The 26,970-nt window shown below is 36.5% G+C and carries 17 protein-coding genes; 9 read left to right on the top strand and 8 right to left on the bottom strand.

All coding sequences use genetic code 11. The annotated features are described in order from the left end of the window. Nucleotides 1-2: 2 nt before the first annotated feature. Nucleotides 3-1,556 carry a RagB/SusD family nutrient uptake outer membrane protein gene (locus WH267_RS20330; RefSeq protein WP_340010606.1) on the bottom strand — a complete coding sequence of 518 codons (1,554 nt, stop codon included), beginning with the start codon at nt 1,554-1,556 and terminating at the stop codon, nt 3-5. A gap of 11 nt (nt 1,557-1,567) precedes the next feature. Further along, the gene (locus WH267_RS20325) at nt 1,568-4,483 is read right to left on the bottom strand and encodes a SusC/RagA family TonB-linked outer membrane protein (RefSeq protein WP_340010604.1); all 2,916 of its coding nucleotides are present in this window, start codon (nt 4,481-4,483) and stop codon (nt 1,568-1,570) included. 178 nt (nt 4,484-4,661) lie between these two features. Here WH267_RS20325 and WH267_RS20320 point away from each other — a divergent pair, with 178 nt between their 5' ends. From WH267_RS20320 to WH267_RS20285, 8 genes are all read left to right on the top strand, one after another. Continuing rightward, a complete protein-coding gene (locus WH267_RS20320) occupies nt 4,662-5,855 on the top strand; it encodes an MFS transporter (RefSeq protein WP_340010603.1) in 1,194 nt (397 codons plus the stop codon). A 17-nt stretch (nt 5,856-5,872) separates the two neighbouring features. Continuing rightward, the gene (locus tag WH267_RS20315; RefSeq protein WP_115968944.1) at nt 5,873-6,661 is read left to right on the top strand and encodes an NUDIX hydrolase; all 789 of its coding nucleotides are present in this window, start codon (nt 5,873-5,875) and stop codon (nt 6,659-6,661) included. 128 nt (nt 6,662-6,789) lie between these two features. Further along, nucleotides 6,790-7,968 carry an acyl-CoA dehydrogenase family protein gene (locus WH267_RS20310; RefSeq protein ID WP_115968945.1) on the top strand — a complete coding sequence of 393 codons (1,179 nt, stop codon included), beginning with the start codon at nt 6,790-6,792 and terminating at the stop codon, nt 7,966-7,968. Nucleotides 7,969-8,137: 169 nt separating this feature from the next. Continuing rightward, a complete protein-coding gene (locus WH267_RS20305; RefSeq protein ID WP_340010601.1) occupies nt 8,138-10,093 on the top strand; it encodes a T9SS type A sorting domain-containing protein in 1,956 nt (651 codons plus the stop codon). A 469-nt stretch (nt 10,094-10,562) separates the two neighbouring features. Then, nucleotides 10,563-13,358, top strand: a complete 2,796-nt coding sequence (locus WH267_RS20300; RefSeq protein WP_340010600.1) for a TonB-dependent receptor plug domain-containing protein — start codon at nt 10,563-10,565, stop codon at nt 13,356-13,358. 20 nt (nt 13,359-13,378) lie between these two features. After that, a complete protein-coding gene (locus WH267_RS20295; RefSeq protein ID WP_340010598.1) occupies nt 13,379-14,599 on the top strand; it encodes a DUF4876 domain-containing protein in 1,221 nt (406 codons plus the stop codon). A gap of 1 nt (nt 14,600) precedes the next feature. After that, nucleotides 14,601-16,115, top strand: coding sequence for a DUF6850 family outer membrane beta-barrel protein (locus WH267_RS20290; protein WP_340010597.1), 1,515 nt, complete (start codon nt 14,601-14,603; stop codon nt 16,113-16,115). 10 nt (nt 16,116-16,125) lie between these two features. Further along, entirely contained in the window at nt 16,126-17,262 is a 1,137-nt protein-coding gene (locus tag WH267_RS20285) for a cytochrome-c peroxidase (RefSeq protein WP_340010595.1), read from the top strand. A 289-nt stretch (nt 17,263-17,551) separates the two neighbouring features. Here WH267_RS20285 and WH267_RS20280 read toward each other — a convergent pair whose 3' ends face one another. The 6 genes from WH267_RS20280 to WH267_RS20255 all read right to left on the bottom strand — a co-directional run bounded on the left by WH267_RS20280 (nt 17,552) and on the right by WH267_RS20255 (nt 25,515). Continuing rightward, complete coding sequence (locus WH267_RS20280) at nt 17,552-19,912, bottom strand: patatin-like phospholipase family protein (RefSeq protein WP_340010594.1); 2,361 nt, start codon at nt 19,910-19,912, stop codon at nt 17,552-17,554. Between the two features lie 338 nt (nt 19,913-20,250). Further along, the gene (locus WH267_RS20275) at nt 20,251-22,938 is read right to left on the bottom strand and encodes a PD-(D/E)XK nuclease family protein (protein WP_340010593.1); all 2,688 of its coding nucleotides are present in this window, start codon (nt 22,936-22,938) and stop codon (nt 20,251-20,253) included. Further along, nucleotides 22,935-23,462 carry a DUF922 domain-containing protein gene (locus WH267_RS20270; RefSeq protein ID WP_340010591.1) on the bottom strand — a complete coding sequence of 176 codons (528 nt, stop codon included), beginning with the start codon at nt 23,460-23,462 and terminating at the stop codon, nt 22,935-22,937. The genes WH267_RS20275 and WH267_RS20270 overlap by 4 nt, the downstream gene beginning before the upstream one ends. Before the next feature lie 8 nt (nt 23,463-23,470). Next, nucleotides 23,471-23,878 (bottom strand): hypothetical protein, encoded by a 408-nt coding sequence (locus WH267_RS20265; protein WP_115968954.1) that lies wholly within the window; start codon nt 23,876-23,878, stop codon nt 23,471-23,473. 65 nt (nt 23,879-23,943) lie between these two features. Continuing rightward, nucleotides 23,944-24,579: a 16S rRNA (guanine(527)-N(7))-methyltransferase RsmG gene (rsmG, locus tag WH267_RS20260; RefSeq protein ID WP_123319403.1), complete on the bottom strand. Its 636-nt coding sequence runs from the start codon at nt 24,577-24,579 to the stop codon at nt 23,944-23,946. Nucleotides 24,580-24,669: 90 nt separating this feature from the next. Then, nucleotides 24,670-25,515, bottom strand: a complete 846-nt coding sequence (locus tag WH267_RS20255; protein ID WP_115968958.1) for a GLPGLI family protein — start codon at nt 25,513-25,515, stop codon at nt 24,670-24,672. A 174-nt stretch (nt 25,516-25,689) separates the two neighbouring features. Between WH267_RS20255 and WH267_RS20250 the strand changes: the two genes are divergently transcribed. Beyond that, a complete protein-coding gene (locus tag WH267_RS20250; protein WP_340010589.1) occupies nt 25,690-26,883 on the top strand; it encodes a pyridoxal phosphate-dependent aminotransferase in 1,194 nt (397 codons plus the stop codon). Nucleotides 26,884-26,970: the final 87 nt, after the last annotated feature.

Genomic DNA, 26,970 nt, shown 5'->3' with positions numbered 1-26,970 from the left:
ATTTAATATCCCGGATTTTGATGTAACGCTGTATTCGGCAGTTCATTAAACGGAATGGGTAAAATTTCATTTTTACCAGCTTTAAACCCTTTGAATGCAAGCTTTATAGGTGCATCTCCCCATCTTACAAGGTCAAACCATCGGTGTCCTTCTCCGGCAAGTTCTCTTCTTCTTTCATCTTTTATTGCCTGAATAGAAACAGGAACTGATCCTAAACCAACTCTTGCTCTTACTGCATCCAACAAAGCCTGAGCTCTTGCTCCTGCTGCGCCTAAGGCCTCTGCCTCCATAAGATAGGTATCAGCTAATCTTATGGCTACATAATTTTGTCTGAAGTTGAGTTCTGCGGCTCCGGGAAGTGAGCTTTTCAAATCATTGGTAGGTAAATATTTATTTAAAAAATATCCGGTATCCGAAAATGCAGGACTATAGCTAACTTTATCCTCTGCTAACAACGGTTTCATATTGAAAATAGTTGTATTCATTCGTGGGTCACCCTGCATGAAATTATACAAGTCCTCAGCCACTGTATTAAATGCCCACCCCGGATATAAATCAGGAGCATCATTATCTTTAATTTTTTTGTTAATGGAATAAGAACGAGGTCCAAGCATTGCATTGATAGAGTTTCCTTCATCTTTTCCCTGTCCCCAGAAACCCCAGTCAGAATTCCCTTTGTTAGTATGCATTACTTCCAGAATAGATTCCGTCGAAAACTTATAAGGATCTACCGTTTCTGGTCCTACTTTAAATAGATCTCCATAATTTGCTACCAATTTGTACCCATATTGGCTGGTCCCTCCAGGTGTGCCATTCACCTGTTCAAATTGTGCTGCTGCTTCCGGCATTTTCTTATCATAAAGATAGATCTTTCCTAATATTGCTCTGGCTGTCCCCTGTGTAATTCTTCCTCTGTCATTACCTGTAGCTGTTAACATCAGATCAGGAAGTGCAGCAATGATATCATTTTCTATCTGTGTGTATACTTCGCCTGGCTTTGCCTGTGGAATATTCCAATAATCATCATCAAATTTTACACTTTTAAGAACCAAAGGAATATTTCCAAACATTCTTACCAATTCGAAGTAGTATAAAGATCTCAAAACTTTAGCTTCTGCACTGTATCTTTTTTTGAGACCTTCATCCATATTAGCTCCCGACACTCTCTCCATTAAAAGATTGGCACGTGCTACACCCTGATAATAATCTTTCCAATAGCTCGCAGGCATTGTGTTAGGGTTCAGTGAATAATTATTGAGTCCCTGAATACCTGCACCATCATTAGAATTTCCACCTCCGGAATAAAAATCATCAGATCCTGCATTAAAAAAGGTAACAGTATTCTCAAATCCCCCGGAATATTTTCTTAAAATATCATATACAGAAACCAGAGCACTAAATGACTGTCTCTCATTTTGAAAATAAGTCTCCGTTTTAAAAGCTCCTGAATTCTGTACTTCATCCAGATATGAACCACTGCAGGCCATATTGCTAAAACTCAGACCCACCAAAAAAGTTACAGCAAGTCCTTTATATATAAAACTTTTATTTTTCATGTTATTATGTATTAAAATTGAATATTTGCCCCCAGTAAGAAGGTTCTTGCCTGTGGATAGTAAGCTCTGTCTACCCCGATAATATCCTGCTCAGAATTATTTCTTCCGGCAATTTCCGGATCATATCCAGTATATTTTGTAAAGGTGAAAAGGTTTTCTCCGGTAATATATAATCTCACTTTATTCATTCCAAACCGGCTGGTAACGTCTTGAGGAAGGGTGTACCCCAACTGAATAATTTTCACACGAACATAATCTCCTTTCTGAAGATAGTAGTTAGACATCCATGAATAATTATGGTTAGAATCATCCCTGGTAACTCTCGGACTTGCATTAGTAGAACCCTCTCCTGTCCATCGGTCTAAAACCTTTGTCTGATAATTCGCATCAAGAATATCCAGCCTTCTTAATCCCTGAAAGATTTTGTTGCCAGCTTGCCCTTGAGCAAATATCATAAAATCAAAGTTTTTGTAATTCATGTTAACGGTAAGTCCAAAGGTATATTTTGGAATAGAACTTCCTAAATTCACTTTGTCTTCCTCATCAATTTTACCATCACCATTATTATCCTGCCAGATAAAATCTCCTGGTTTAGCACCAGGTAACAGCTTACTACCGTTAGCATTTACATAGGCATCAATTTGTGCCTGATTCTGAAACACTCCACTGTAAGTCTGTCCGTAAAAAGATCCATAAGGCTGTCCTACTGCTACTCTTGAGACAGCTCCCATGGTCTGGAAAGAAGCAAGATTGAAATAATCAATATCATTCTCTAATCGCAAAACTTTGTTTTTGATGGTTGCAAAATTTCCGTTTACAGATATACTGAAGTCTTCCCAATTCTTTTTATATCCCAACTCAAGTTCCAATCCTGAGTTTTCCATATCTCCTACGTTTGACCAAGGAAAATTAGGAACCCCAACATAGCCGGGAATATTGATTTGTCTTAAAATATCAGTAGTTTTCTTCTTATACCAATCTGCCGAAAGGGTAAAATTATTGAATAGCTTCAGGTCTGCTGCAATATTCAGCTGGCTGGTCTGTTCCCATTTAAGGTTTGGATTCTCCAGGGTACTTGGCGCATATCCTATAATGATATTATTTCCAGAATTGGAATAGTTACTTCCTGAAACCATAAAACTTGCAAATCTGAAGTTCTCCATTTCGTCATTTCCTAAAACACCATATCCTCCTCTCAGTTTCAAGCTATTAATCACTTTATTTTCTGGCCAGAAATCTTCTTTATGAGCATTCCATCCTAAAGACATAGACGGGAAAGTTCCCCAATGCTGATTTGTTGCAAATTTTGAAGACCCGTCTCTACGAACGGTTCCTGTAAATAAATATTTATCGGCATAATCATAAATAATTCTACCAAAATAAGAAGCTTTACGGGTTTGAATCCCATCCCATCCTTTGGCTGTAATATCATCCTGAGGAATATCAAAGTTAAAAGAAGCATCCTGCCAGCTATCAATAGGCAGATTACTGTAGGTTAAGCTGGCTCCGCCTGATATATTATATCGATATACTCCCTGTCCTATCAAAATACTTAAGTTATGATCCCCAAATTTATTCTGATAGGTCAATGTATTTTCCATGCTCCATTCAAACTTATTTTCATCCACTTTATTCAGACTATTGAAACCTGTGTTTCTATAGTTAGGACTTAAATAATATTTAGGAGTAAAAGTGCGGCTTCCCCAATACGATTTCTTACCATTTAAACTTGATTTGAAGGTAAAATGATCAAGAAATTTAAGCTCAGCAAAAACATTTCCTACAAAATCATCAGACCAGTTGTAATTCCCTTGCTGAATAGTACGGAAAGCTCTTGGGTTTGTCATTTCGTTGTTGACATACCGTGAAATCCCATACGGATTGCCATTGGGATCACGAGCGATATAAGGATCTGTGTACCCGCTTGGATCTACCTTCGACCAGTCTGTCACCACTTCCGGTGTAATAGGATCTAAGTTAACAGCTGAAGCCAATGGTCCACCATATTCTTCGTTGGCACTTACTCCCTGAGATTTGGTATGGGTATAAGCAAAGGTTTGCCCCAAAGTTAAATAGTCCGTAACCTTGTGAGTAGAGTTGAATCTGGCATTGATTCTTTTATAATAGGATATATCAGTCATTACAATACCCGTCTGATCAAAATATCCAAACGATGTATAATAACTTGATTTATCATTACCTCCAGTGATACTTACCTCATGAGAGGATTTTTCTCCTGTTCCAAAAATAGTATCCTGCCAGTTTGTTCCTTTTCCAAATGATTCAGGATTAGCAAAACGTGGTGCTTGCCCATCGTTTACAAAACCTTCATTGATAATTTTTGCATATTGGGTGGCATCCAGAAGGTCTAACTTTTTAGATGCATTTGAGAATCCGTAAAATCCATTATAAGAAAGAGAAAGCTTTCCTTTTTTCCCTTTTTTCGTGGTAACCAGAATTACCCCTTTTGCAGCAGAAACCCCATAGATTGCGGATGAAGCTCCATCCTTCAATACTTCAATACTTTCTATGTCAGATTGGTTAAGCCATCCGATATTGTCCACTACAATACCATCTACCACCCATAGCGGGCTGTTACTTCCAGCTCCAAAACTGGTAATTCCACGGACACGCACCGTTGCCGCAGCACCCGGCTGTCCGGAATTGGTTACTACAGAAACCCCTGCAGCCCTTCCCTGCAATACCTGTTCCGGCTTACCGGTGGGTATGTTTTCTATATCACTGGCTTTAATACTTGCAATAGATCCGGTTACATTAGACTTCTTCTGAGTCCCATAACCGATCACTACAATTTCATCTATTTTATTTTCTTTAGAAAGCGTGTCCTTTTTCGTCTGGCCACTGAAGTTAGCCGTAAAATAGAGGACGGCAATCACTCCTAAATTTCTCGATATTCTTACATTCATATACAGCTATTTGTTTTAATTCTCAAATTGAGACAATAAAAATATATTTTTTTTCAATTAATTAACATTATATTAATAAATATTTTAAAATTTCGTTTATTATTGAGGGTTAAAAGCCATATCTTCGCATCAATTATTCACAAAAAGCTATAAAAATTCAATAAAGTTAACTCCCGAAATGACCGCCAAGCTTTCCAAAATTTCTCTCCCGTTAAAACTAACCTTCCTTATTTTCTCCATGGTGTTAAACTGTATGGGACTTATTATCCTACAACTTGCAGACACTAATATCACCTATGGGGAGCTTGGGTTTCTTGAATCTTTTAAAGACCTGCCTATTGCTTTTATCTCTCTTTTTGCAGTAGGTTTCATCAATAAAACAGGATCAAAAAAAGCATTAATTGCCGCTTTGGCTATTGTAGGATTTTGTTCCTGCTTACTGCCGTTTATAGAAGAATTCTGGTTTTACAAGGTATGGTTTGCCATCATTGGAGCTTGTTTTGCGATTGGAAAAATATGTGTATTCGGAATTATCAGAAATAATATTTCGGATGAAAAATCTTTGGCCAAAACCATGAACAGTGTGGAAGCTTCCTTTATGATTGGAATCTTTGTAGTGAATACAGGTTTTGGATGGCTTATCTCCAGTCAGTATTCCGAATTTTGGAGATTTGGCTTTCTGTTGATTGCCGTGCTATCTGCCATTACCATATTCCTTCTTTCAAAAATAGAAATAACAGAATCGAAACCCTCGGAAAGCAAAAATATTTTCGCTGAATTATCAAGATTTACAACTCCTGTGGTTGCTTTATTTCTTGCTGTGATCTTCTTTATTGTTTTTGTAGAACAGGGATTTAATTCATGGCTTCCCTCTTTTTATAAGAACCATCTGAAGGTGAATTCATTTTTTGCTCTTCAGGCTACATCCTTCCTCTCTCTTTTTTCATACGCAGGAAGAACTGTTACGGCTAATATCATCCGTAGATTCTCATTATCAAAATATTACGTTGCATGTATTTCATTAATCATCGCTTTATTGCTGGTGATCTTAGGAATTCAGTATTTTGATTCCGAAGATTCAAAAATGCTTCTGTTCTTATTTCCGGTTATAGGATTGTTCCTGTCACCACTCTACCCTGTTGTCAATTCAAAAATGATTACTTTGGTGGACAAAGAAAAGATCAATCTGTTTACTTCTCTTATTGTTATTTTTTCTTCCCTGGGAAGTTCAGTCAGTTCTATTATTATGGCTGTACTCTTTGGAAAACAACTATTAAACTTTTATCCATTATATATATTATGCTCTGTAATTCTTCTTTTTGTGATTAGTTTGATGTATTTTAACGTCTCAAAAAGAAAATATAGAAAATAGTTTTTATTTTTACAATCATGAAAATCAAAGACACAAAAAGTAAAGAAACACTTCAGGAACTGATCGACACAAAGGATTTTGTTGCTCATATTTCTGTAGACTGTACGATATTCGGCTTTCACAATAATATTTTAAAAGTTTTATTATTAAAATATCATGATCTGGATCTGTGGTCACTTCCGGGTGGTTTTGTTTTCAATGATGAAGACCTTAGGGAAGCTGCTGAAAGAGTTTTGTATGAGCGTACTCATCTTAAAGATCTGTTTTTAAAACAATTCCATACCTTTGGAAGAATAGACCGTACAGAAAATAATGTTCACCAGATCCTCCTTAGAAACAAAGGAATAGAAGTCCCTGAGGATCACTGGATCTTTCAGAGATTTATTACTGTGGGATACTGCAGCCTTATTGATTTTTCTATGACAAATACTTTTCCGGATGCTTTTAATGAAAGCTGTGAATGGTTTGAAGTGAATAATTTGCCCAAGATGGCTTTTGATCACGACAGAATTATAGAAACCGGTCTGGAATACCTGAGAATGAATATCAATACCGAAGTGGCTGCCAGTAATCTTCTTCCGGAAAAATTTACTATGAAGGATCTTCAGGCTCTTTATGAAACTATTTTAGGTCAGAAATTCAGGAGAAATAATTTCCAGCGAAAAATATTAAGTCTAAACATCCTTGACAGGCTGGAAAAGCTTTATGACGGTTCTGCCAATAAAGCGCCATACCTCTATAAATTTAAAACCAAGGTGCATAATGCAACCAATCAGTACCCTATCTCCAATGATGAGGAGAGTTAAAATACAAGTTTTACCCCTCAAACAGGAAAAACAAGCATTATATATTTGAAAACCAGCATTTAGATAAGTTTTCAAAAAAATTTCCCAGACACCACAAAAAATGTTATTTTTAACAAAATCAAAAAATCATGTCATATTATCCTCTTACAAGCATCCCTGATTACTATGGAATTGATGCTTTACTTACTGAAGAACACAAACTGATCCGCCAATCTGTCAGAGACTGGGTTGAAAGTTTTGTAATGCCGCAGATTGATCAGGCAGCTCAAAATCATACTGACCTTCCTGGCCTTATGAGAGAATTAGGAAAAATTGGAGCATTAGGTCCGTATATTCCTGTTGAGTATGGAGGTTCCGGATTAGATCAGATTTCTTATGGTCTTATCATGCAGGAGTTGGAAAGAGGAGATTCTGCAGTACGTTCTGCTGCTTCAGTACAGAGCTCTTTGGTTATGTTTCCTATTAATGAGTTCGGTTCTGAAGAACAAAAGAAAAAATATCTTCCAAAGCTTGCTGCAGGAGAAATGATTGGTTCTTTTGGATTAACTGAGCCTAACCATGGTTCTGATCCGGGTTCTATGGAAACTTATTTTAAGGATATGGGTGACCATTACCTGTTGAATGGTGCTAAAATGTGGATCACCAATTCTCCACTTTGCGACATTGCAGTAGTATGGGCAAAAAATGAGGAAGGAAAAGTACAGGGATTAATTGTTGAAAGAGGAATGGAAGGATTCACGACTCCGGAAACGCACAATAAATGGAGCTTAAGAGCTTCCAAAACAGGAGAATTGGTATTCAATGATGTAAAAGTTCCGAAAGAAAATCTGCTTCCGGGAGTGACAGGATTGAAAGGACCTTTATCTTGTCTTAACTCTGCCAGATATGGAATTTCATGGGGCGTAATTGGTGCTGCTATTGATTGTCACTGTACAGCAGTGCAGTATTCTAAGGAAAGAAAACAATTTGGTAAGCCAATCGGTTCTTTCCAGCTTCAACAGAAAAAATTAGCTGAATTCTTAACAGAGATTACAAAAGCTCAGTTATTATGTCTTCAGTTAGGAAATCTTAAAAATGCACATAAAGCAACTCCTGCACAAATCTCAATGGCTAAACGTAATAACGTAAAAATGGCAATTGATATCGCAAGGGAATCAAGACAGATCCTTGGAGGTATGGGAATCATGGGTGAATTCCCAATGATGAGACACGCAGCCAATCTGGAATCTGTTATTACGTATGAAGGAACTCACGATGTTCATTTGTTAATCACCGGTTTAGATATTACAGGTCTCAACGCTTTCTAAGAAAAGAAAGAAGAGAAAAAATATAAATAAAAGAGTCTGGTCATTGATCAGACTCTTTTGTTTTACTCACCTTTCAGAGAATTTAATATTCAATGAATAGTTATTAATGTCTGAATATTTTTGCGAATTTACTAAAGTTATTACCTTAACCCTAATAAAAAATCACGACATGAAGAAAATCACAACTTTTTTAATAGGACTGGTAGCCCCATTCTATTTCAGCCAGCAGGCAGGAGACCTTGTAAGCGCCGAACAGAAACTGAATTTAACACCGCAGGGAGTTGTTAATTTCATTGCCAATAATCTTGGCGAACAGAATTCCCCTGATTTTGTAAGCTATCTCAATGGTTTCAATGTTGGACTAAAGGGATATAAAATAACCTATTACACCAAAAATGAAAACAATGTTCTTGTAAAAGCTACAGGGCTCCTCATGTATCCCAATGTTAATATGAAGCTTTCCACTGTCGTATCCAACCATGGGACTACCGATAGCAGACACAATGTTCCTTCAAATTTTAAGGGAGCTTTGGTAGCCGGATTTGTGGTTGAGCTCTCTTATGTTCTCAATGGTTATATTTTAATGGCTCCTGACTATGTAGGAATGGGAGACGGAGAAGGGGTACATCCTTACGTAGACTATGCTACCGAATCCGGAGCAACTATTGATTTTGTAACAGCAGCCAATAAAGCATTAGCACAATTAGGAATAAAGCGTTATGATGAATATTTCCTGGCAGGTTATTCACAAGGGGCACATGCAGCTATGTCAACCTTAAAAAGGTTAAACACCTCTAATCCAGGTAATTTAAAGTTTAAGTATGCCTATATGGGGGATGGACCTTATGATATGTCAGAAACCACTTTAAAGAAAGGTGTTTTAGAAAAAGATATTTATCCGTTCAGCTCATTCCTTGCCAATGTTCTTCATAGCTGTAACAATATGGGCTATAAAACTTATACTAATGATATTTCAGAAGTTATTTCTGCAGAATATCTTGACAAATACAATTATCACGTTGTTCAGGATAACGGAGGTTTGTTATGGGGGCCATTTATATGGAAAAAACTTTTCACGAACAATTTCGTTAATGAAGTTACCAACAATCCAAATCATAAATTCAGACAGTGTCTGAAGCCTAAAGATGTATACGACTGGTATAATAAGACCCCTATGACATTAGGTCATTCTACCGTTGATCTTGCGATTCCGCCAGAAAATACTTCTAAAACTATAGATGTACAGCGAGGTTATTATGCTTGGTGGGATCTGAATAAATACAAACTGGATTCCTTTTACTGGGGCCCTCTTGGACATGTGGGTGGCATTGTTCCTTTTGTTTTGGCATCCAATGCTAAATTCAATACTTTAAGAAGTGGCGGATTGTTCAATCAATGGGCTGTAGTAGGGTCTGTTTTTGGAAAACAGTCTGCAAACGCTTCACAAGAAGCTCCTACTCTATTTTCATCCCAGATAAAACCTGACCTTGGAAATATGCAGTTACTTGAAGTAACTGATTTCAATAAAGAAAAAGCAAACAGACGATCAGCAGATGACCACAGCTTATCTTCTTTAAAAGATGGTGTGTATCTATTGAAAGTATCGGAAAATAATCAGGAGAAAATGCTTCCATACATTAAGAACACCCCTAATGAAGTAGCTGAAAATGAAATTGTACAGTCTGGCAATAATGCAGTTTTAAAGCTGAAGATTGATCAGAATGAACTTTCTGCAGTTTATGTTTTTGATGAAAATAAAAATCTTGTTAAAACGATTTCTAAAGACCAGTATCAGGAAAATGACGGAATCAATATACAGGATCTGGATGCCCAGAAATATACATTCGAAGTAACGACCTCCTATTATAATTTGCAGTTCAGTAAAAATATCGGAAGCCGTACACTGGTAAGCAGCACAGATATATTTGCACAAAACAAACAGATCAGGGCCAGAGCCAATACTGACATCAAAAACATCAGCATATACAGCATTTCCGGAACTTTAATTGTTCAGCAGGAAGTCAATTCCCAGCAATTTGAATCAAAAAACATGGATTCTGGAGTATATGTGGTACAAATGACTCTTTCCAATGGGAAAGTGATCAATAAAAAAGTTAAACTATAGCATCAATCCTTTTTATATATCATTTTCAAGTTAATTTTGGCACTCCAGCAATGGAGTGCTTTTTTTAAACGCAAATGAAATTATCAAATATTACATTTTAGTGAGCTAAAAAGTCTGCTTTACCGTTGATAATAACAATATATAGCTATTTAATAACTTCATAAGAGGGTTCCTCTTTTGCCTCCTCAAAATACGTTCAATTATTCTTATTATTCCATTGTAAAGAAAGTAGGTATCCTTTAAACGGAAATAACTCCAACAATAAAACTTAGAAATAAATATTAAAAGATACTAATTAAACAAAATGTAAATGATTAAAAATCAACTAAATAAATATATATCTATAACTCTAAATGAATATTATCAATAATGCAAGTAAAATGATTTTTATCAATTATTTTAAATTATTCTAAATAAAATTAGAAATCTTATTTAAGCCCTCCTACCTTTGCGGGAAGAAAAGTACCAGATGGTAAGCAATGATCCACGATTCCCTATTAAAACACAAATTCTCACATTTTTATTTCTCTTCAGTGCATTTTCAACAGTCCATTCACAAGACAGGTCTGCCACTATTTCATTTGAAGTAAAGAACATCCATGCGGGACCTTTAAAAGATTCTGAAATAAAAATATTATCTACAGACCATAAATATTCGATATCTACCAATGACAAAGGTATTGCAACTGCCTCTATCAATCCCGGCCAGTATACTATTGAGATTATCAAAAACGGAATTCTTGAATATTCCGGGAAGATTGTGATCACAACTTCTCAAGCATTTACTTTCTCATTAAAAGATAAAATCAATTCTATTGAAGAAGTGATTATTACTGCTAAGGAAAGTAAGGGACTAACTTCTTCATCTATTATCAGTCAACGTGCCATGCAGCATTTACAGCCATCAAGCTTTACAGATCTTTTGGAATTACTTCCTGGAGGGAGATCCGGAGATCCGGTAATGAATCAGATGAATAAGATCAGCCTTCGTGAAACAGGTAATCCCGGAAATGATTACAACACTTCTGCAATGGGAACCACATTTTTAGTAGATGGCGCTCCATTGAATTCTGGTGCAAACCTTCAATATACTTATGATTTTTTAGACAAAAGCAATAATGGATTAAAAAGAAGGCTTAATCTTACGAGTGGAGTTGATATGCGAAGCATTTCCACAGATCAGATCGAGAAGGTAGAAATATTGCGCGGAATTCCTTCCGTTATTTATGGAAATTTAACTTCAGGGATCGTTAAAATCACCAACAAGTCAGGCTATACTCAATGGAAATCCAGATTTAAAGCAGATGGCTATAGTAAACTCTTTGCTGTCAGTAAAGGATTTGAAGATAAAAAGTATGGTCTGAAAATCAATACAGGAATTGATTATCTGAATGCTAAATCTGATCCGAGAGACAGACTTGAAAACTATAAACGAATTACAGCAAATTTTGCCCTGGCCAAGGAGAAACAATACAGCCATAGCTCTTTCAGATGGCAAACTCATCTTAGCTATACAGGTTCTCTGGATGGTTCGAAGACCGATCCGGATGTTGACTTGTCTCAATTAAACTCTTATGAGGTCAACAACCACCTTTTGAGCCTTTCAAATGTTTTTAATTACACAAAAAACGAGCCTTCATTTTACAGGTCTACAGAAATTCAGGCAACAGTCAACCAAAGGTTTGATAAAATAAAACAAACCAAATTCATTCAGTTGGAAAACGCAACAGCCTTTCCACTTTCCAGAATTGAAGGTGAATATGACGGATATTATCCTGAAGCCAGATATATTTCTGATTATACCGTAGATGGCAAGCCCCTTGACATTTTTGTAAAAATGATCAATAATTTCCAGTGGGATTTTAAAACCATTAAAAATGAAATCAATACAGGATTCGACTGGCAATTAAGTAAAAACTGGGGACAGGGACAGCTGTTCGACATTTATAAACCTATAGATCCTAAAGCGACATTCAGGCCCCGCCCTTATCGTGATGTTCCGGCTTATTCTACTTCTGCTTTATTCTTTGAAACCATAAGTACTGCAGATATCGGAAAGCATAAACTTACTGCAGCATTAGGAATAAGAGGAAATTCAATGCTGAACCTGCCTTCTGATTTTAAAATGAGCGGAAAAATCTATGCGGACCCGAGAGCCAACCTTCAATGGGATCTTCCTGCGTTTAATATTATGAACAGAAAAGCCCAGTTTACATTAACGCTTGGCTATGGAAAACAGAGCTTATTCCCGGATCTTAACCTGCTCTATCCGGAACTGGTTTATAAGGATATTCAGCAATTGAATTATTTCCACTCTAATCCGAATTACAGAAGGGTAAACTACAAAACCAATATCTATAACCCTCAAAACAAAGAAATAGAACCTGCTGTTAATGAAAAGTTTGAAGCAAGAATGGATTTCAGTCTGGGACTTCATCAATTATCTGTGACCGTTTTCAGGGAAAAAATGCATAATGCATTCCGTAGTATGAATGAATATGCGGTTTATCAGTATAAAAAATACGATACCTCAGGACTTAATCATGATGCTATCACTTCTCCACCGGACGTCAATACACTTCCCTATCAGGATATGACAGAAAACTTCACTTATTCTGCACAGCGAAACGGAAGCAAAATAGATAAAGAAGGTGTTGAGTTTCAGTATTCTTCTAACAGAATCCCTGCAATCAACACTAGATTTACGCTTAGTGGTGCATGGTTCCGTACAACATACGGCAACAGTCTTCCGGTATATAAAAGATCTGATGTATTGCTCAATGGAAGACCTTATCCTTACCTCGGACTTTACAATGGAATGGAACCTAATTCGGTGAACGAAATTCTGAATACCAATCTTATGATGGATACTTATATTCCTAAACTGGACCTTATATTTTCATCTTCTTTCCAGTTTTCATGGTATTCAATGAGAAAACTGGACCCTATGAACGGAACTCCCAGCCATTACGTGGATCAAAACGGGAATATATTGCCATTCAATCCTGATACAGCCAAAGGAACTATTCTTGAAAGGCTGATCATTGCCCAGAATGAAAACAAATATACCACCAACAGAAGGCCACTCGAAGCCAATGTTAACCTGAAGGTAACCAAAAGTTTCAGACATAAAACCGTTATCGTTTCTATGTTTGCCAACAGACTTTTCAGCTATTATGCTCCTTATAGTGTTAACGGATTCACGATCAATAGAAAAGGGGCAAATGATCCCTATTTCGGAATGGAAATCAATTTCAATTTATAACAATTTCAACTCAATACATTATGTTAAAACAATTATTAAGAACACTATTACTATTGTGTGCTGTAGTAAGTCTTGCAGCATGTTCATCAGACTCTGACGCACCGGAATCCCAGGCTCAGACCACACTTAATCTTCAACTGAAGGTAGTTCCGGAAAACATTAAGGTGAAAGAATACAAACACCTTACCGTTAATTTTAAAGAACTGAATACCGGATTTACAGTTATTCAGGAGCTTAATAATACCAACCTTCTGAAAGCAGTTCTTCCTACAGGAACTTATAACATTACTGTAGAAGGAAGTATTGTGTATACTGATAATGCAGGGGCTACAGAAGCAAAAGTTGGTGGAGTTCAGACCGGAGTGGTAATCAATGGTACTGAACAGACTAAAGTCATTGACATTTCAATGAAAGCGCAAAGCAGTGATCTTATCCTTGAAGAGGTATTTTTTGCAGGAACAAAAACACCGCAGGGAGCCATGTATTTTGGAGATCAGTATTTTAAAATCACAAATAATACGGATAAAACATTATATGCTGACGGAATGCTGCTGATACAGTCAGCTTTTATGACGAATGAAAAACAGGATTACAGCCCGAATATTATCGGAACAATATTCTCTGCCGGAGCGGTCATCAGAATTCCCGGTAACGGAAGTACATATCCGGTATTGCCAGGTTCATCTATAATCATTGCAGAAGATGCTATCAACCATCTGGAGTTTAATTCTTCCTCTATTAACCTTTCTCAGGCCAACTTCCAGATTTTCAAGGAAGATTCTGATGACATTGATAATCCTGCAGTACCTAAAATGCTTAATGTATTTGAAAAAATGGTTATTCACACCCAGGGATACTATGCTTATGCTTTAGCTCGTATGCCACTAGGAATGACCAATGAAGCGTTAGTAAGCCAGAACTCATACACTTACACATATAACCTCACTTTTGGCGGAGATGTCTATCCTATGGACGGAACAGCTGTTAAGATTCCAAATGAATGGATCACAGATGCAGTTAATCTCAGTGTACAGGATTCTTTCCAATGGTTGGTCACTTCACCTTCTTTAGATATGGGATGGACTTCTGTAACATCTTTTGATGGAGATAAAAACCGTTTTGGAAAAGCAGTCCGTAGAAAAGTGATTGGAAAAACTTCAGAAGGTAAAGATATTCTAAAAGACACCAACAACTCTACTGTGGATTTTGATCACGGTGTAAAACCATCATTATTCAACTAAAATGAAACATTTTCAATCCATACTTATCCTGCCGGTTCTTTTCCTTTGTTCTGAAATGCATGCTCAGGATAATGACACCATCATGAAGAAGATTCATGAAGAATACAGCTATGAAAGGAGACTTAAAAGCAGTATCAATTCCAACCCCGCCAATGTATTAGGCTCAAGGAAGTATGATATTACAGTTTTTAATATATTCACCCAAAACAGTAATACTCCCAATGAAATACAGCAAAAGGGCAAAGGGAAAAATATTTGGGGTGCAGAAGCCCGTACCCATCAGATATTGGATCCAAAAACTACGGTTTGGGGCAATGCTTCCTATTCACAGGGGAAAAACAAGCAGGTAGTATGGAACGAAAATGCCGACTATGACATCATCTACCCTTATGTGGCAGCAGACAGTGTAGGTGGAGATATGAAGTTTGAAAATTATGCGTTTTCAGGAGGATATTCCAGGGAATTCAATTCATTCACCATAGGTATTACAGGAAGCTACAGAGCAAGTTTGAGCTATCGTGATCTTGATCCGAGGCCTAAGAACACCTCTGCTAATTTTTCATTGGCGCTGGGAGCTCATAAAATGATGTTTGGAAAATTTAAAATCGGGGCTTATGTGGAAGCTGAAAAGTATACTCAAAAGCATTATCTGAGTTTTGTAAGCAACCAAGGTTTTCCAATGATTTACAATATGAGTGGCCTGGGTAATTCTAATGAACTGCTTTCAGGGAAACTTCGTCAGGCATATTATGAAGGCTGGTCCTATGGAGGGGGGCTGCAGATTTTTGAAGCAGAAAACAGATCGTGGTATCTTACTGCCGGAATTAAAAAGCTCAACCTTGACAAGCTCCTGACTGAATATACGAACCTTAATGCCTCCAGAATTGATGAACAACAGTTTAATTTCTCATTAGGGAAGTTTTTTGAAACAGGAAGAATCTCCTGGGGAATTTCTGCAAACGGAAACCATATCAACAGAAAAGGAACTGAAAATCTGTTTTTAAATGACAATTCAAGGAATTATATACAGATAGGTTCTGCACAAAGGTACAATCATCAGATAACTGATATTTTATTAAAAGGATTCTTAGAACTTGAGCATAAAAAAGCAAAATCATCACTGCTCCCCTTCTTTGGATGGCTTCAGGAAAAAGAAAACTATAACAGTCCTGTTTCGTTCATTGATTTAAATAAGCTTGTCTACGGTGCGGATTATCAATGGATAAAGACATTCACTGACAAGCTCGCTCTTTCGGTCTGCATGGGACTTGCGGTAACTGATGTTTATAAAAAAGATGCTGCGTTCAGTATTTCCAATAAACCTGGCATTCAACAAATGCTGCAGGAAAACTACAGCTATCAGTCTTCAGACTTCTGGCAGGCAAAACTTGATGTTAATTTTCACTTTAGCCTTCCGGTTATTAAGAATGCATATGCAGGCGGTAAAATGGTGTACAGTGATTTCAAAAATGGCAACAATATGTTTTTTGCGGCTACTATAGGAGGTATTTTTTAATTAAAAAAACATGAAATTTTCAAATATTAAATTAATACTGATGATCGGGATAATCGCTTTATTCTGCATGCAGTATACTTTACCCACATTCAAAAAAGATTACGGAGAAGTAATAAAACAATATAAAAAACCAATACAGTACTGGCCTAAACCTTCCGTAGATGCCGATGTAAAATGGAAGGAGTTTGAATCTATAGAATGGGATTCCAATTATTATGAAACCCAGGAATTCCCCGAAGTAATGCTTGGAAAAAAATTATTCTTTGATCCCAAACTATCCTCATCAAGCCAAGTTTCCTGTAGCAACTGTCATAATCCTGAATTGGGCTGGAGTGACGGACAGGAAGTGGCCTTGGGTAATGATCATTTGCTGGGAAAAAGAAATACACAATCCCTTTATAATATTGCGGATAGAAACTCTTATTTCTGGGACGGAAGAGCCAAAACTCTGGAGGAACAATTGATAGGTCCTATTTCTGCTCACAATGAAATGAATATGAAACCGGAAAAGCTGGCCGGAAAGCTTTCAAAATATAAAGAATACAAACAGCTTTTTAAAGAGGTTTATCATACCGATAAAATTACATTTAATCACATTGCGAATGCATTGGCTACCTTCCAACGTACCATCAGAAGTCAGCCGAGCAAACTGGATAAATTTATCAATGGTGATCACAAAGCTATGAGTGATAAGGAAATATACGGCATGCACCTGTTCCGCACCAAAGCAAGATGCATGAACTGCCATTATGGTAAATATCTGACTGATGAATCATTCCATAATATAGGACTTACCTACTATCAGCGTGAATATGAAGATCTTGGACTTTATCATATCACCAAAGATCCTGATGATGTAGGCAAATTTAAAACCCCATCTTTAAGGGACCTGAGTTATACAGCTCCATGGATGCATAATGGCTTGATGGATGACTTACACGGTGTGGTAAATTTATACAATAGCGGAATGCAGATGATCAACCCCAGTCCGGAAGAAAAGAAAGCCGATCCTAAGTTTCCGGTTACCGATCAGAGAATGAAACCATTACAGCTCAACAATCAGGAAACAGACGCTATCGTAGCCTTTCTGAAGAGCATATCCGGAAGTTATTACAAGATGCCACGTCCTGAAATTCCGAGAAAGTAGGAAATTATTGACTGGAAGCTGGAAGAGGGAGGCTGGAAGTTGCGATTGAGCAAATCACTTCCAGCCTCCTTTTTTCATTAATTTGAATGGATAAGTAAAATCTCCCAAAAATTTCTGGCTTCCTTATCTTAAAACAATATCCAGAGACACCGTAAACCACAATTCCTTCCCTCTTCCAGCCTCCATCTTCTTACTTCCTTAAAACTTTCTTGAACTGATAAAACTGAGGTACAGCTATAGCCTTAATCCCGAGCTCTTCCCTCTCCCTGCTTCCAACTTCCTTACTTCCTTAAAACTTAAACCCAACACTGAAATATATTCTTGAAAAATCAAGCTGATTATTTCTGGAAATATTAATATTAATTGGTCCTATGAGAGATTCATATCCCAAGTTCACCCCATATCCAAACATTTCAAAACTATCATTGAAAGGCGAAAACTCTTCACTCATCTTTCCGTAGCTGAATGAAGGCGTTAAGTATAATCTTTTCATAATTCTGTACTGAAGTGATATACCTGCCTTTGCTACAGAATTCATTGGTAATTCTTTCTGACGAAGTCCGTTAAACTCAGGATTTAATATATCATAATTATACTCACTCCCCCCTAAATTATATTTTTGATTCAGGAAAAAGTAAGGTACTGTGTCTTCTCTGTATGCACCAAAGCTTGTTCCCAGGAACAGATTAACCTTTGCAGCCAGTCTTCTTGTAATAGGATAGGCAAAATTTTCGTTCAGGGTAAAAGACACCAGATTTTCAGGAACAAGATAACCAGGAGTCTTAGGGTTTAAAATCGGATATAACTGAGGCTGTACCACTTGCAGATCATATAAATTATACTGCTCTCCAAAATACAGTCTTGTACTTATCTGAAGATGATTCCCTTTGGTAGAAAAGTATCTCTTATTCAGATTATTCTGTTCAAACTTCAGAAACGCATTAAAATTGCTGTGATTATAAAGCTTTTTGCTAAAATTATCGGCCTTTGCCTGATCTATTTTATCCAGCAATGTATACATCCTTTCAGTACTGAATTCTGTTCCCACAGAGATAAAAGCATTAGGTGTAATATTGTAATTTAACGCTACTTTTCCAGTAATATTCCGGTACATGTGGTTAGGGAACTTTGTAGTGTAATCATCATATCCAAATGTCCTAAAAATTAAATCATTACTTTTAAGATGAACCATTTTCGCTTCAAGATCTATCCACCAACGGTCACCGCTCCCCAGGAAACACTGATAAGCCAGACGTGCCTTAAAACGTTCCGAAATATCAATAGTAGCAAGAAATCTGGATCTGTTTGCCAGGATATTTCTGTAAGTATAATTTACAATAATTCCCACCGACTGTTCCGTATCGTAGTGAAGCGCAAGTTTAAAGGCTCCTTTCTTTGCTTTTTTAACGAAAATATTCATGGTAAGGCCATCTCCTTCATGGGTATAGGTGTAGTATACTTTTTCGTATTGACGCACTCCAAACACCCTGTCTATTGCTTCATTGACGGTTTTCACATCATAATACTTCCCTTCCGTAAGCCCAAGTTCTTTTTTAATAACGGCAATTTCCACTTCATCAGTAAGGGAAGTTCCGTTTTCTTCATTAAACGTGAATTTTGTTGTGGGAAGCTTTACTTCCTCAATTTTTTCATGTTCATACCTGATTCCCAATTTTTTCTGAACTTCTGCCAAGGCTACAAACTCAGGAAGATGCTTTCTGGCTTCTACTTCTCCTATTTTAATGATCTTTCTGAACCTCGCAAAGTCTTTTGTAGTAATATCTCCCAAAGGATCTACAAAGTCTACCAGAATATTAGATAAGGCCTTCTGATGTTTAAAATCTTCCACAGAACGGATCGCATGTGTCTGATAGATCATTTTCATGGGATTTTCAATTTCTTTTTTGGTAAAAAGTCTGAAACCTGTATACCCACCGATGACAAAATCGGCTCCCATCTGGCGAACTTCATTGGCCGGATAATTTCGATCCAAACCACCATCAACCAGTAATTTTCCGTCAATATAAACTGGAGCAAAAGCAGCAGGAATAGCCAATGTAGAACGAATAGCCAGTGGCAGGGATCCTTTTTTCTGCATGATCAGCCCTCCGTTTTCAATATCTGAAGAAGTAAGTTCTACAGGAATTCTCAGTTTACTGAAATCATTGATATGTTTTGCATTAAACGTCAGCGTATTCAAGACCTCTCCCATATACTGCCCTTCAATATAAGAGCTGGGAAGGGTGGGAAATCCTTTGACTACAGGAAACTCCAGAATATATTTGTCATATTCATCCTTTTCACTGATATTCACCTTGCTGTAAGGGATTTTATTGCTTAAAATTCTGTTCCAGTCAACTTTATAAATGGTTTTCTTTAATTCATCAGCATTATATCCCATTGCATATAAACCACCCAGAATTCCTCCCATGCTGGTTCCCGTAATATAATCCACCTTTATTCCAAGGGAATCTATCATCTTTAGGATACCAATGTGAGCAAATCCTTTTGCGCCTCCTCCACTCAGAGCTAAGCCAAATTTTGTATCCTTCGTTACATTTTGCAATCTGATATTCAGGGAATCGTTGATATGCTGTGATTTAAGAAAAAGGGAAAGAATTATGGTTCCCAAAACCAGGAGTTTTTTCATGAGACAGCCTGTTTTTATGTATAAGAAAATTTTAGAGTAAATATACAATTATACCATAAAAGCCAGTCAAAAATCATTTTATTCTTTTTGAGCATTACAGAAGGCTACATCTTTGTTCACTAAAATAAAACCTCAAAATATATTTGCTTTTGTAATCATTCAGATTCACAACCTGATCTGTGAGAAACTAAAAATAACCTGAGGCTGAATTTCTAATGGAAAGACAAAGAGGACAGATATTACTTAAAAACCTGTGTATTAAGTTAATCTACGGGAAAAATAAATGAATTCTCATAAAGGTATCCATAGACCAATTATCCGTGAAGAAAATTCTAAGCTCAGTAAGATTTTATACTTTCCACAAAGTTGATATCAGGATTCAGGATTTCCAGAATAAGACTTTTAACAGATCTCATGGCATCATCAATATCTCCTTTGTCAAATACCAGCGGAACCATTCCTTTCTTGGCTTCAGCAAAACTCCAGATCCCGGTTTCAATCGGGAAACCCCAAAACTCAGGAAGATGCTGCACTACATAATGATAAATACAGAGCTGTAATGCCTGTTTTCTGTCACTGTTATGGAAATAGTCTTCTACATTATCCGCATCAATTTTTACATGGAGGTTTTTAATTTTGGCCGTTTTATAATCAATGATCCTTAAGGTACCGTTCAGCTTATCGATCCGGTCAATAAATCCTAAGAAAGAAATTTTATCATTTCCGTCAAGATAAAACTCTACATTTTCAAACCTTCTTTCAATATCAATGATCTCTAATTTATTTCCCTGTCTGATCAGATCAAGATCATGATTCAGTATATTTTCAATCACCTTTTTTGCAATGGCTTTGTGAATATAATTCATCCCTTTTTCATAGAACTCCTGCTGGTGTTTAAGCTTCTCAATAGCAATATTTATAAATTGATCTATCGCTTTAACTGATTTTTGTAAATCACTTTCTTTTAAAACCTTACCCTTCAACCCCTCATAAACTTCTTGAAGTGAATAATGCACTAAATTTCCGTAATTCTTTACTGAAAGTTCTTCTTCAATTTCATCCGATTCCGAAGTGTTCAGAATCTTGGACAGATAGAAATCAATAGGATTATAAAGATAACTTGTAAGGTGGGAAGCTGACACTTTTTCTTTCCACTTCTGAAGTCTTTCCCTTACAATTTCCGTCTTGGAAATTTCTATAGGTTTGGTGACGATGGGGTCTGAAGCATTCTCAATAATCAGATGTTCGATCTGATGAGAGCTTTCCATTTCGATCTGTGTAATGAAACGGCTTTTTTCTCCGGTATTCACTCCTGAACTCAAAGCATTATACAACAAATGGACATTTTGAGCATCCTGAATAAGTCTGTAAAAGTGATAAGCGTAAATACTGTCATTTTCCAAAAACGTATGAAGATCAAAAAATCTTCGGATATCGAAAGGAATATAGGTGTTCTGTGAGTTCCCCAACGGAAGTTTTCCTTCATTTACTGAAAGCAGAATCACATTTTCAAAATTCAGCAGACGTGTTTCCAGTAATCCCATGATCTGCAGACCACGTAAAGGTTCCCCTTGAAAATCTATACTTTCAGAGTTGATATGCTGGTTGATCAAAATCTCCAGGGTTTCCATTTTGATCTCAATATTGTAAGGAGTCAGCTGGTTCTTGATGACCCTAAAGGCATTCTCGAAGTGAGAAACATTTTCATATTGAATATCATCTATTTCCAGCCATTTTACCTGATGACAGAATGCAATAAGAATATCCAGATAAGCATGCGTTCCTGCTGCTTTCTGAAGAAGTCCGAAATAAGACAACTCTCCTAAAAGTTCGTTCAGCAGTTTTTGAGAAATATAAACAATATTTCTTTCTTCTATTTTCGTCTTAAAATCATTGATTATTAATCCATCTTTAGCAGATTTCGGAAGTTCTTCCAGTATGGGAAATACATCTCTGTAGTAATATGATGTTTTGTTCTTCTCCAGTTGTTTCTGCAGATAAAAAAGTCGTTTTACCGCATTGGAAAAAGAAAGGTTCTTCAATGGAAATCCCATTGTAATGTTCAGATTATCTACTCCATGCATAACGTCCAGACTGGCAGGAAGAAGGTTCTCATCCAGCAGCACTACTGCTGTATTGGAATAGGTCTTGTTATTGATTTCCTTAAAGATCTCCGGCAGCACTTTCGTCTGGGTGACATTTCCGGATACTTCATAGACTTTGATCTTTTTAGGTTGGCTAAAATCATCTTCTATCCACTGAAAAGCCCTGTTATCATCAAATTCTTTCCATGTTTTATGATTTCTGAGGAATTTCCCTGCCTCCTGTCTCTCATCATTAAAGTAATACTGGTCTGCCTGGAAAAAGCATTGAGCTTTATTCCACTTCAAAAGACTTCTTACGAGTTTTTCTTCAACCGGCGTAAAGGCATTAAATCCGCAGAATACGAAATGTTCCTGGGTATTCTTCGCAAAATCCAAAATACTGGCCTTAGCAGCCTCGTGAATCATTCCTGAGGTCGCCCAGTTTTTTTCCTGCAGCCTGCTTTTTAATTCAGGAAGGAAAATATTCATATTCTGCCAGAAATTAAGGAATTTCCTTCTCGGTACATCATCATCCTCACCCAGGTTCTGAGCCCATTCCTTGATCCTTTCCTCATCAAACATATATTGCAAAACAGCTTCATCACTGTCTGAAAATTTCAGAATATCGTCCCAATCCTTCTGCAGGGTTGGAAACCACTTCAGAAAGTCCGAAAAATCATCTCTTGGAATCAGGTTTAAGCTTCTGTAAACATTAAATGAAAAAAGCCAGAGTGGAATTCCCTGAATGACCTGCCTGTCGGCAATAGTATTGATCAGCTCCTCAATTGTAAAAAAATTAGGGAGAAATCCTGAATAATTATTCTCCTCCAGAATTTGTCTGATAAATACAATCGGACGTTTTCCCGGCAGAATGATATTGAACGCCGAAAGATCCGGGTTTTGTGCCAACAGTTCGTGAATGATCTTATTGAGAAATTTCAAGGGGCTTGGTAGCTTTTAAGGTTTTCTAATTCTTTGGAAATAGCAACATTGTATTCTGCTTGTTTGTCTTCATTCATTCCATGACGCGTATCCCGGTCATAGGCTATCTGAAAATTCTTATATTCATTGGATATCTGGCTATAAATAGATTTAAATAACCTATCATAATCACCGGATTTCCTGATATTTTCAGCAACAGATCTTCTGAATTTTCTCACAAAAAGTTCTGCGATATCAAAATGTTTCTGCTCATGCAGTAGAATATAATCGTTAATCTTTTTGTTATCCTTCCAGGATTTATCTTCGTTGAAAATCGTTTTTATTTCAATTTTTACTGGCGACTTCGGATTACTGGATTTTACTACGGAATATTCCCAGCCACAATTGGTGTACGCTGCAACATCAGGATTGTTCCTTCTATTGACTGGGCTTTTAAAATTATCCCATACCAGTTTCTGCCCTTCCTGCCAGATAATTTTCTGTCCATATACCCAATGGGCAGATAACAGACAAAACACAAACATCAATCTCATTATTTCACCACAATCGTTTTTGTAATCCAGTTATCTCCGCCATTCCAGAATTTAAAGGTGTATTTTCCTTTTTTCTGAGGATTAAAGTTAATCTGATTTGCAGCGGTATACATATTTTGAGAACAGGGACCATTGGTTACATATTTGTAAGCCGTCACTGATCTTTCAAGTTCACCACTATAGACGTAATCATACCCATAAAACCCCTGGCACTTAGATGGATAAGCAGAATAAGTCTTTATCTGCTGTATGGCTAAAACATCCATGGTATCTCTGGTGATTTTCACGCTGTCTATCTTGATTTTGCCAATAGATTCAATGGTTTGATAATCATCATCGTCATTACACGAAACCAATACTAAACCAAACAATAATGCGGAAAATCCAATATTTAGAAGTTTTTTCATATTTTTTTTAAATTTCCTGATTATCAATTTGTATTTAGCAAAAATTATTCCTATTTCAAGTAAAATCAGGAATTAAAATTACCTTTTGATAAGTAAACCACTTTTTTAGTATCAAAAAATTCTCCTTCAAAATATTGTTTCAGGTTGAAAATTTCGCATTTAATTCCGGCAAGTTCTTCTGCAAGATCTCCTCCTTTTAAATATAAAATTCCGTTATGTTTAGGATTAAACTGTTCTTTTTCAAATTTACCTTTCAGCCATCTTAAAAATTCCGGCATCTGGGTTACTGCTCTACTGACTACAAAGTGGAATTTCTCTTTTAATTTTTCTGCTCTTCCGTGGATAGCCGTAACATTTTTCAACCCTACTCCTTCTGCTACAGCATTGACTACACTGATTTTTTTACCAATGGAATCGATCAGGGTAAATTCCGCTTCAGGGAAAAGGATAGCCAAAGGAATTCCAGGAAAACCACCTCCGGTTCCGATATCCAGAACTTTGGTTCCAGGTGCAAATTCCATTACTTTTGCTATTCCCAACGAGTGAAGAATATGTTTTTCATACAACGATTCCATATCTTTTCTGGAAATTACGTTGATCTTTTCATTCCATTCATTGTACAGGGTTTCCAGTTTTGCAAACTGTTCCAACTGAGTTTCGGTAAGATCCGGAAAATATTTTAATAGTAACGATGTAGACATGTGAATTATTATAATCCGCAAAAATAAGTTTTTATTGGCTTTATTCAAATTTTCAGAAAGAGTATCTCAAAAAATAATACAAGTTTCTTTTTAATCTGCTGTTTCTTTTTCAATAGGATTATTACTTTTCTTAAGCAGTCTTCCCAATTCTGCATCTTCATTTCCCTTACCGGCTTTTTTAATCAGACTCATATCCAATTGAGTAGCATATCCATCTTTCAATTGCACTCCCATCTTCCCTGTCTGTCCGTCTATATTGATACTCTCAATATCTTCGGGGCTGAAAATATCATCTTTCAGAAGTTTTCTATATTCCTTGTCAGACATTTTCTTATTGTTTTTAGGAACAAAGCTAAATATGGAGTTTACTTTTTTCACCTGAACCATATTAAAAACATGCTCATTATCGATATCTTTAATCCTTACTACAATCCCTGGAAGGCCATTGAATTTGTAAGGACCATCGCTGATAGGATAATCTTTGGAGAACCATGCTTCCCATTCTCTGCCCTTATATCGGGCAACCGCTTTCTGGCAATTCATTCCATTGATATTTAAAAATTCTTTCTCTACAGACCATTTTGGGACTTCAGAATCTGTAATAACAAGATTGGCCGTTTTGTATTTATCATATAAATTGGCCTCTCTTTTCGAGTAGTCCTTTTCAATGATATAACTTAAGCTTCTGTCATAGTTTTTACTCTTAAAAAGAACTTTAAGGTTTTTATCTGCTTGGTAAACAGAATCTCTTTCATATTTCACTGCATTATAAAAATAAGATGTCTTCCCATCGGAATCCAGATTCATATAATCTGTAACCAAGGAGTCTTTATGATCAATATCAGATTTCATTTTGTACTCATACACAAAACGATAGTTTTGGGCAGATACTGTACAGGCTAATGCCAAAAGTAAAAGTTTATATATTTTTTTCATGGAATTAAGTTTTTAAGGAAATAAATTTTTCCAATACAAATTGTATCAAAAAAAACACCTTAACTACAAATATAGTGAAACCTTCTAAACCTGATAAAAATCTTTAAACCTGTTCCCTTTTTATTTCTCCCGCAAAACGTTTTTATTATATATTTGTTAAAATTCAAAAAAAACATGGATAAACTATCAGATAGAGTAAAAAGACTAGGATACTCACAGACCTTTGTAATGTCTAATAAAGCAAGGGAGATGAAGGCGAATGGAATTGATGTAATCAGCTTAACCCTTGGTGAACCGGATTTTGATGTTCCGGACAATATCAAACAGGCAGCGTTTGATGCCATTAATCAAAATTATAGCCACTACTCTCCTGTTCCGGGATTCCTTGAACTGCGTGAGGCGATTGCATATAAATTAAAAAGAGACAATAACATAGAATACAAACCAGCCCAGATTTGTGTTTCCAATGGCGCCAAACAAGCTATTTTAAATGTTTTGGCCGCTATCATCAATCATGGTGATGAAGTTTTACTTCCTGCTCCTTATTGGGTAAGCTATGACGAAATGGTAAGAATGATGGACGGAACTTCTGTAATCCTTCCAACATCTTACGTTACCGATTTCAAAGTAACTGCAGAACAGCTTGAAGAAGCAATTACTGACAAAACAAAGGCTATTCTTTTCAGTTCACCATGTAACCCATCAGGAGGATATTATACCTATGATGAATTAAAATCCATTGCTAAAGTGGTTGCCAAATATCCTCAGGTAACTATTATTTCAGATGAGATCTACGAATTTATCAATTATGAAACAAAAACAACTTCTATCGCTCAGTTTCCGGAAGTCTACGAGCAGACCGCTGTAATCAACGGAATGTCTAAAGCTTTTGCAATGACCGGATGGAGAATCGGATATTCGGCATGCCCGGAATGGCTGGCTAAAGCCTGTGAAAAAGTACAGGGACAAATGACAAGTGGTGCTAATACTGTTGCCCAGAGAGCTTCTATTACCGCTTTAAAAGCAGATCCATCTGAATACCGATATATGATTGATGCTTTTAAAAAGAGAAGAGATCTTGTATATGAACTGATTCAGGAGATTCCAGGATTTAAAGTTCTGCTTCCAAAGGCAGCCTTCTATTTCTTCCCGGATATTTCATATTATATTGGAAAAACACTTGACGGAACAGAAATTAAAAATTCTGATGACTTTGCAATGTTCCTGTTAGAAAATGCACATGTAGGTTGTGTCGGAGGTTTCTCTTTCGGAAGTCCGGAATGTATCAGATTCTCTTACGCCGCTTCTGAAGAGGAATTAAGAGAAGCCATGAGGAGAATTAAAGAACTGTTGGAAAAGTTCGGATAACCCTTGCAATAAAATCTCAATTAACATATATAAAATAATGAAAAGCCCTGAATTCAGGGCCTTTTATTTAATAACACATCAAAAACA

The organism is Chryseobacterium sp. MYb328 (genome assembly GCF_037572595.1).
GTDB lineage: Bacteria > Bacteroidota > Bacteroidia > Flavobacteriales > Weeksellaceae > Chryseobacterium > Chryseobacterium pennae.
The sequence above is the reverse complement of the archived record's forward strand: the minus strand, read 5'-3'. Positions and strand labels throughout refer to the sequence as shown.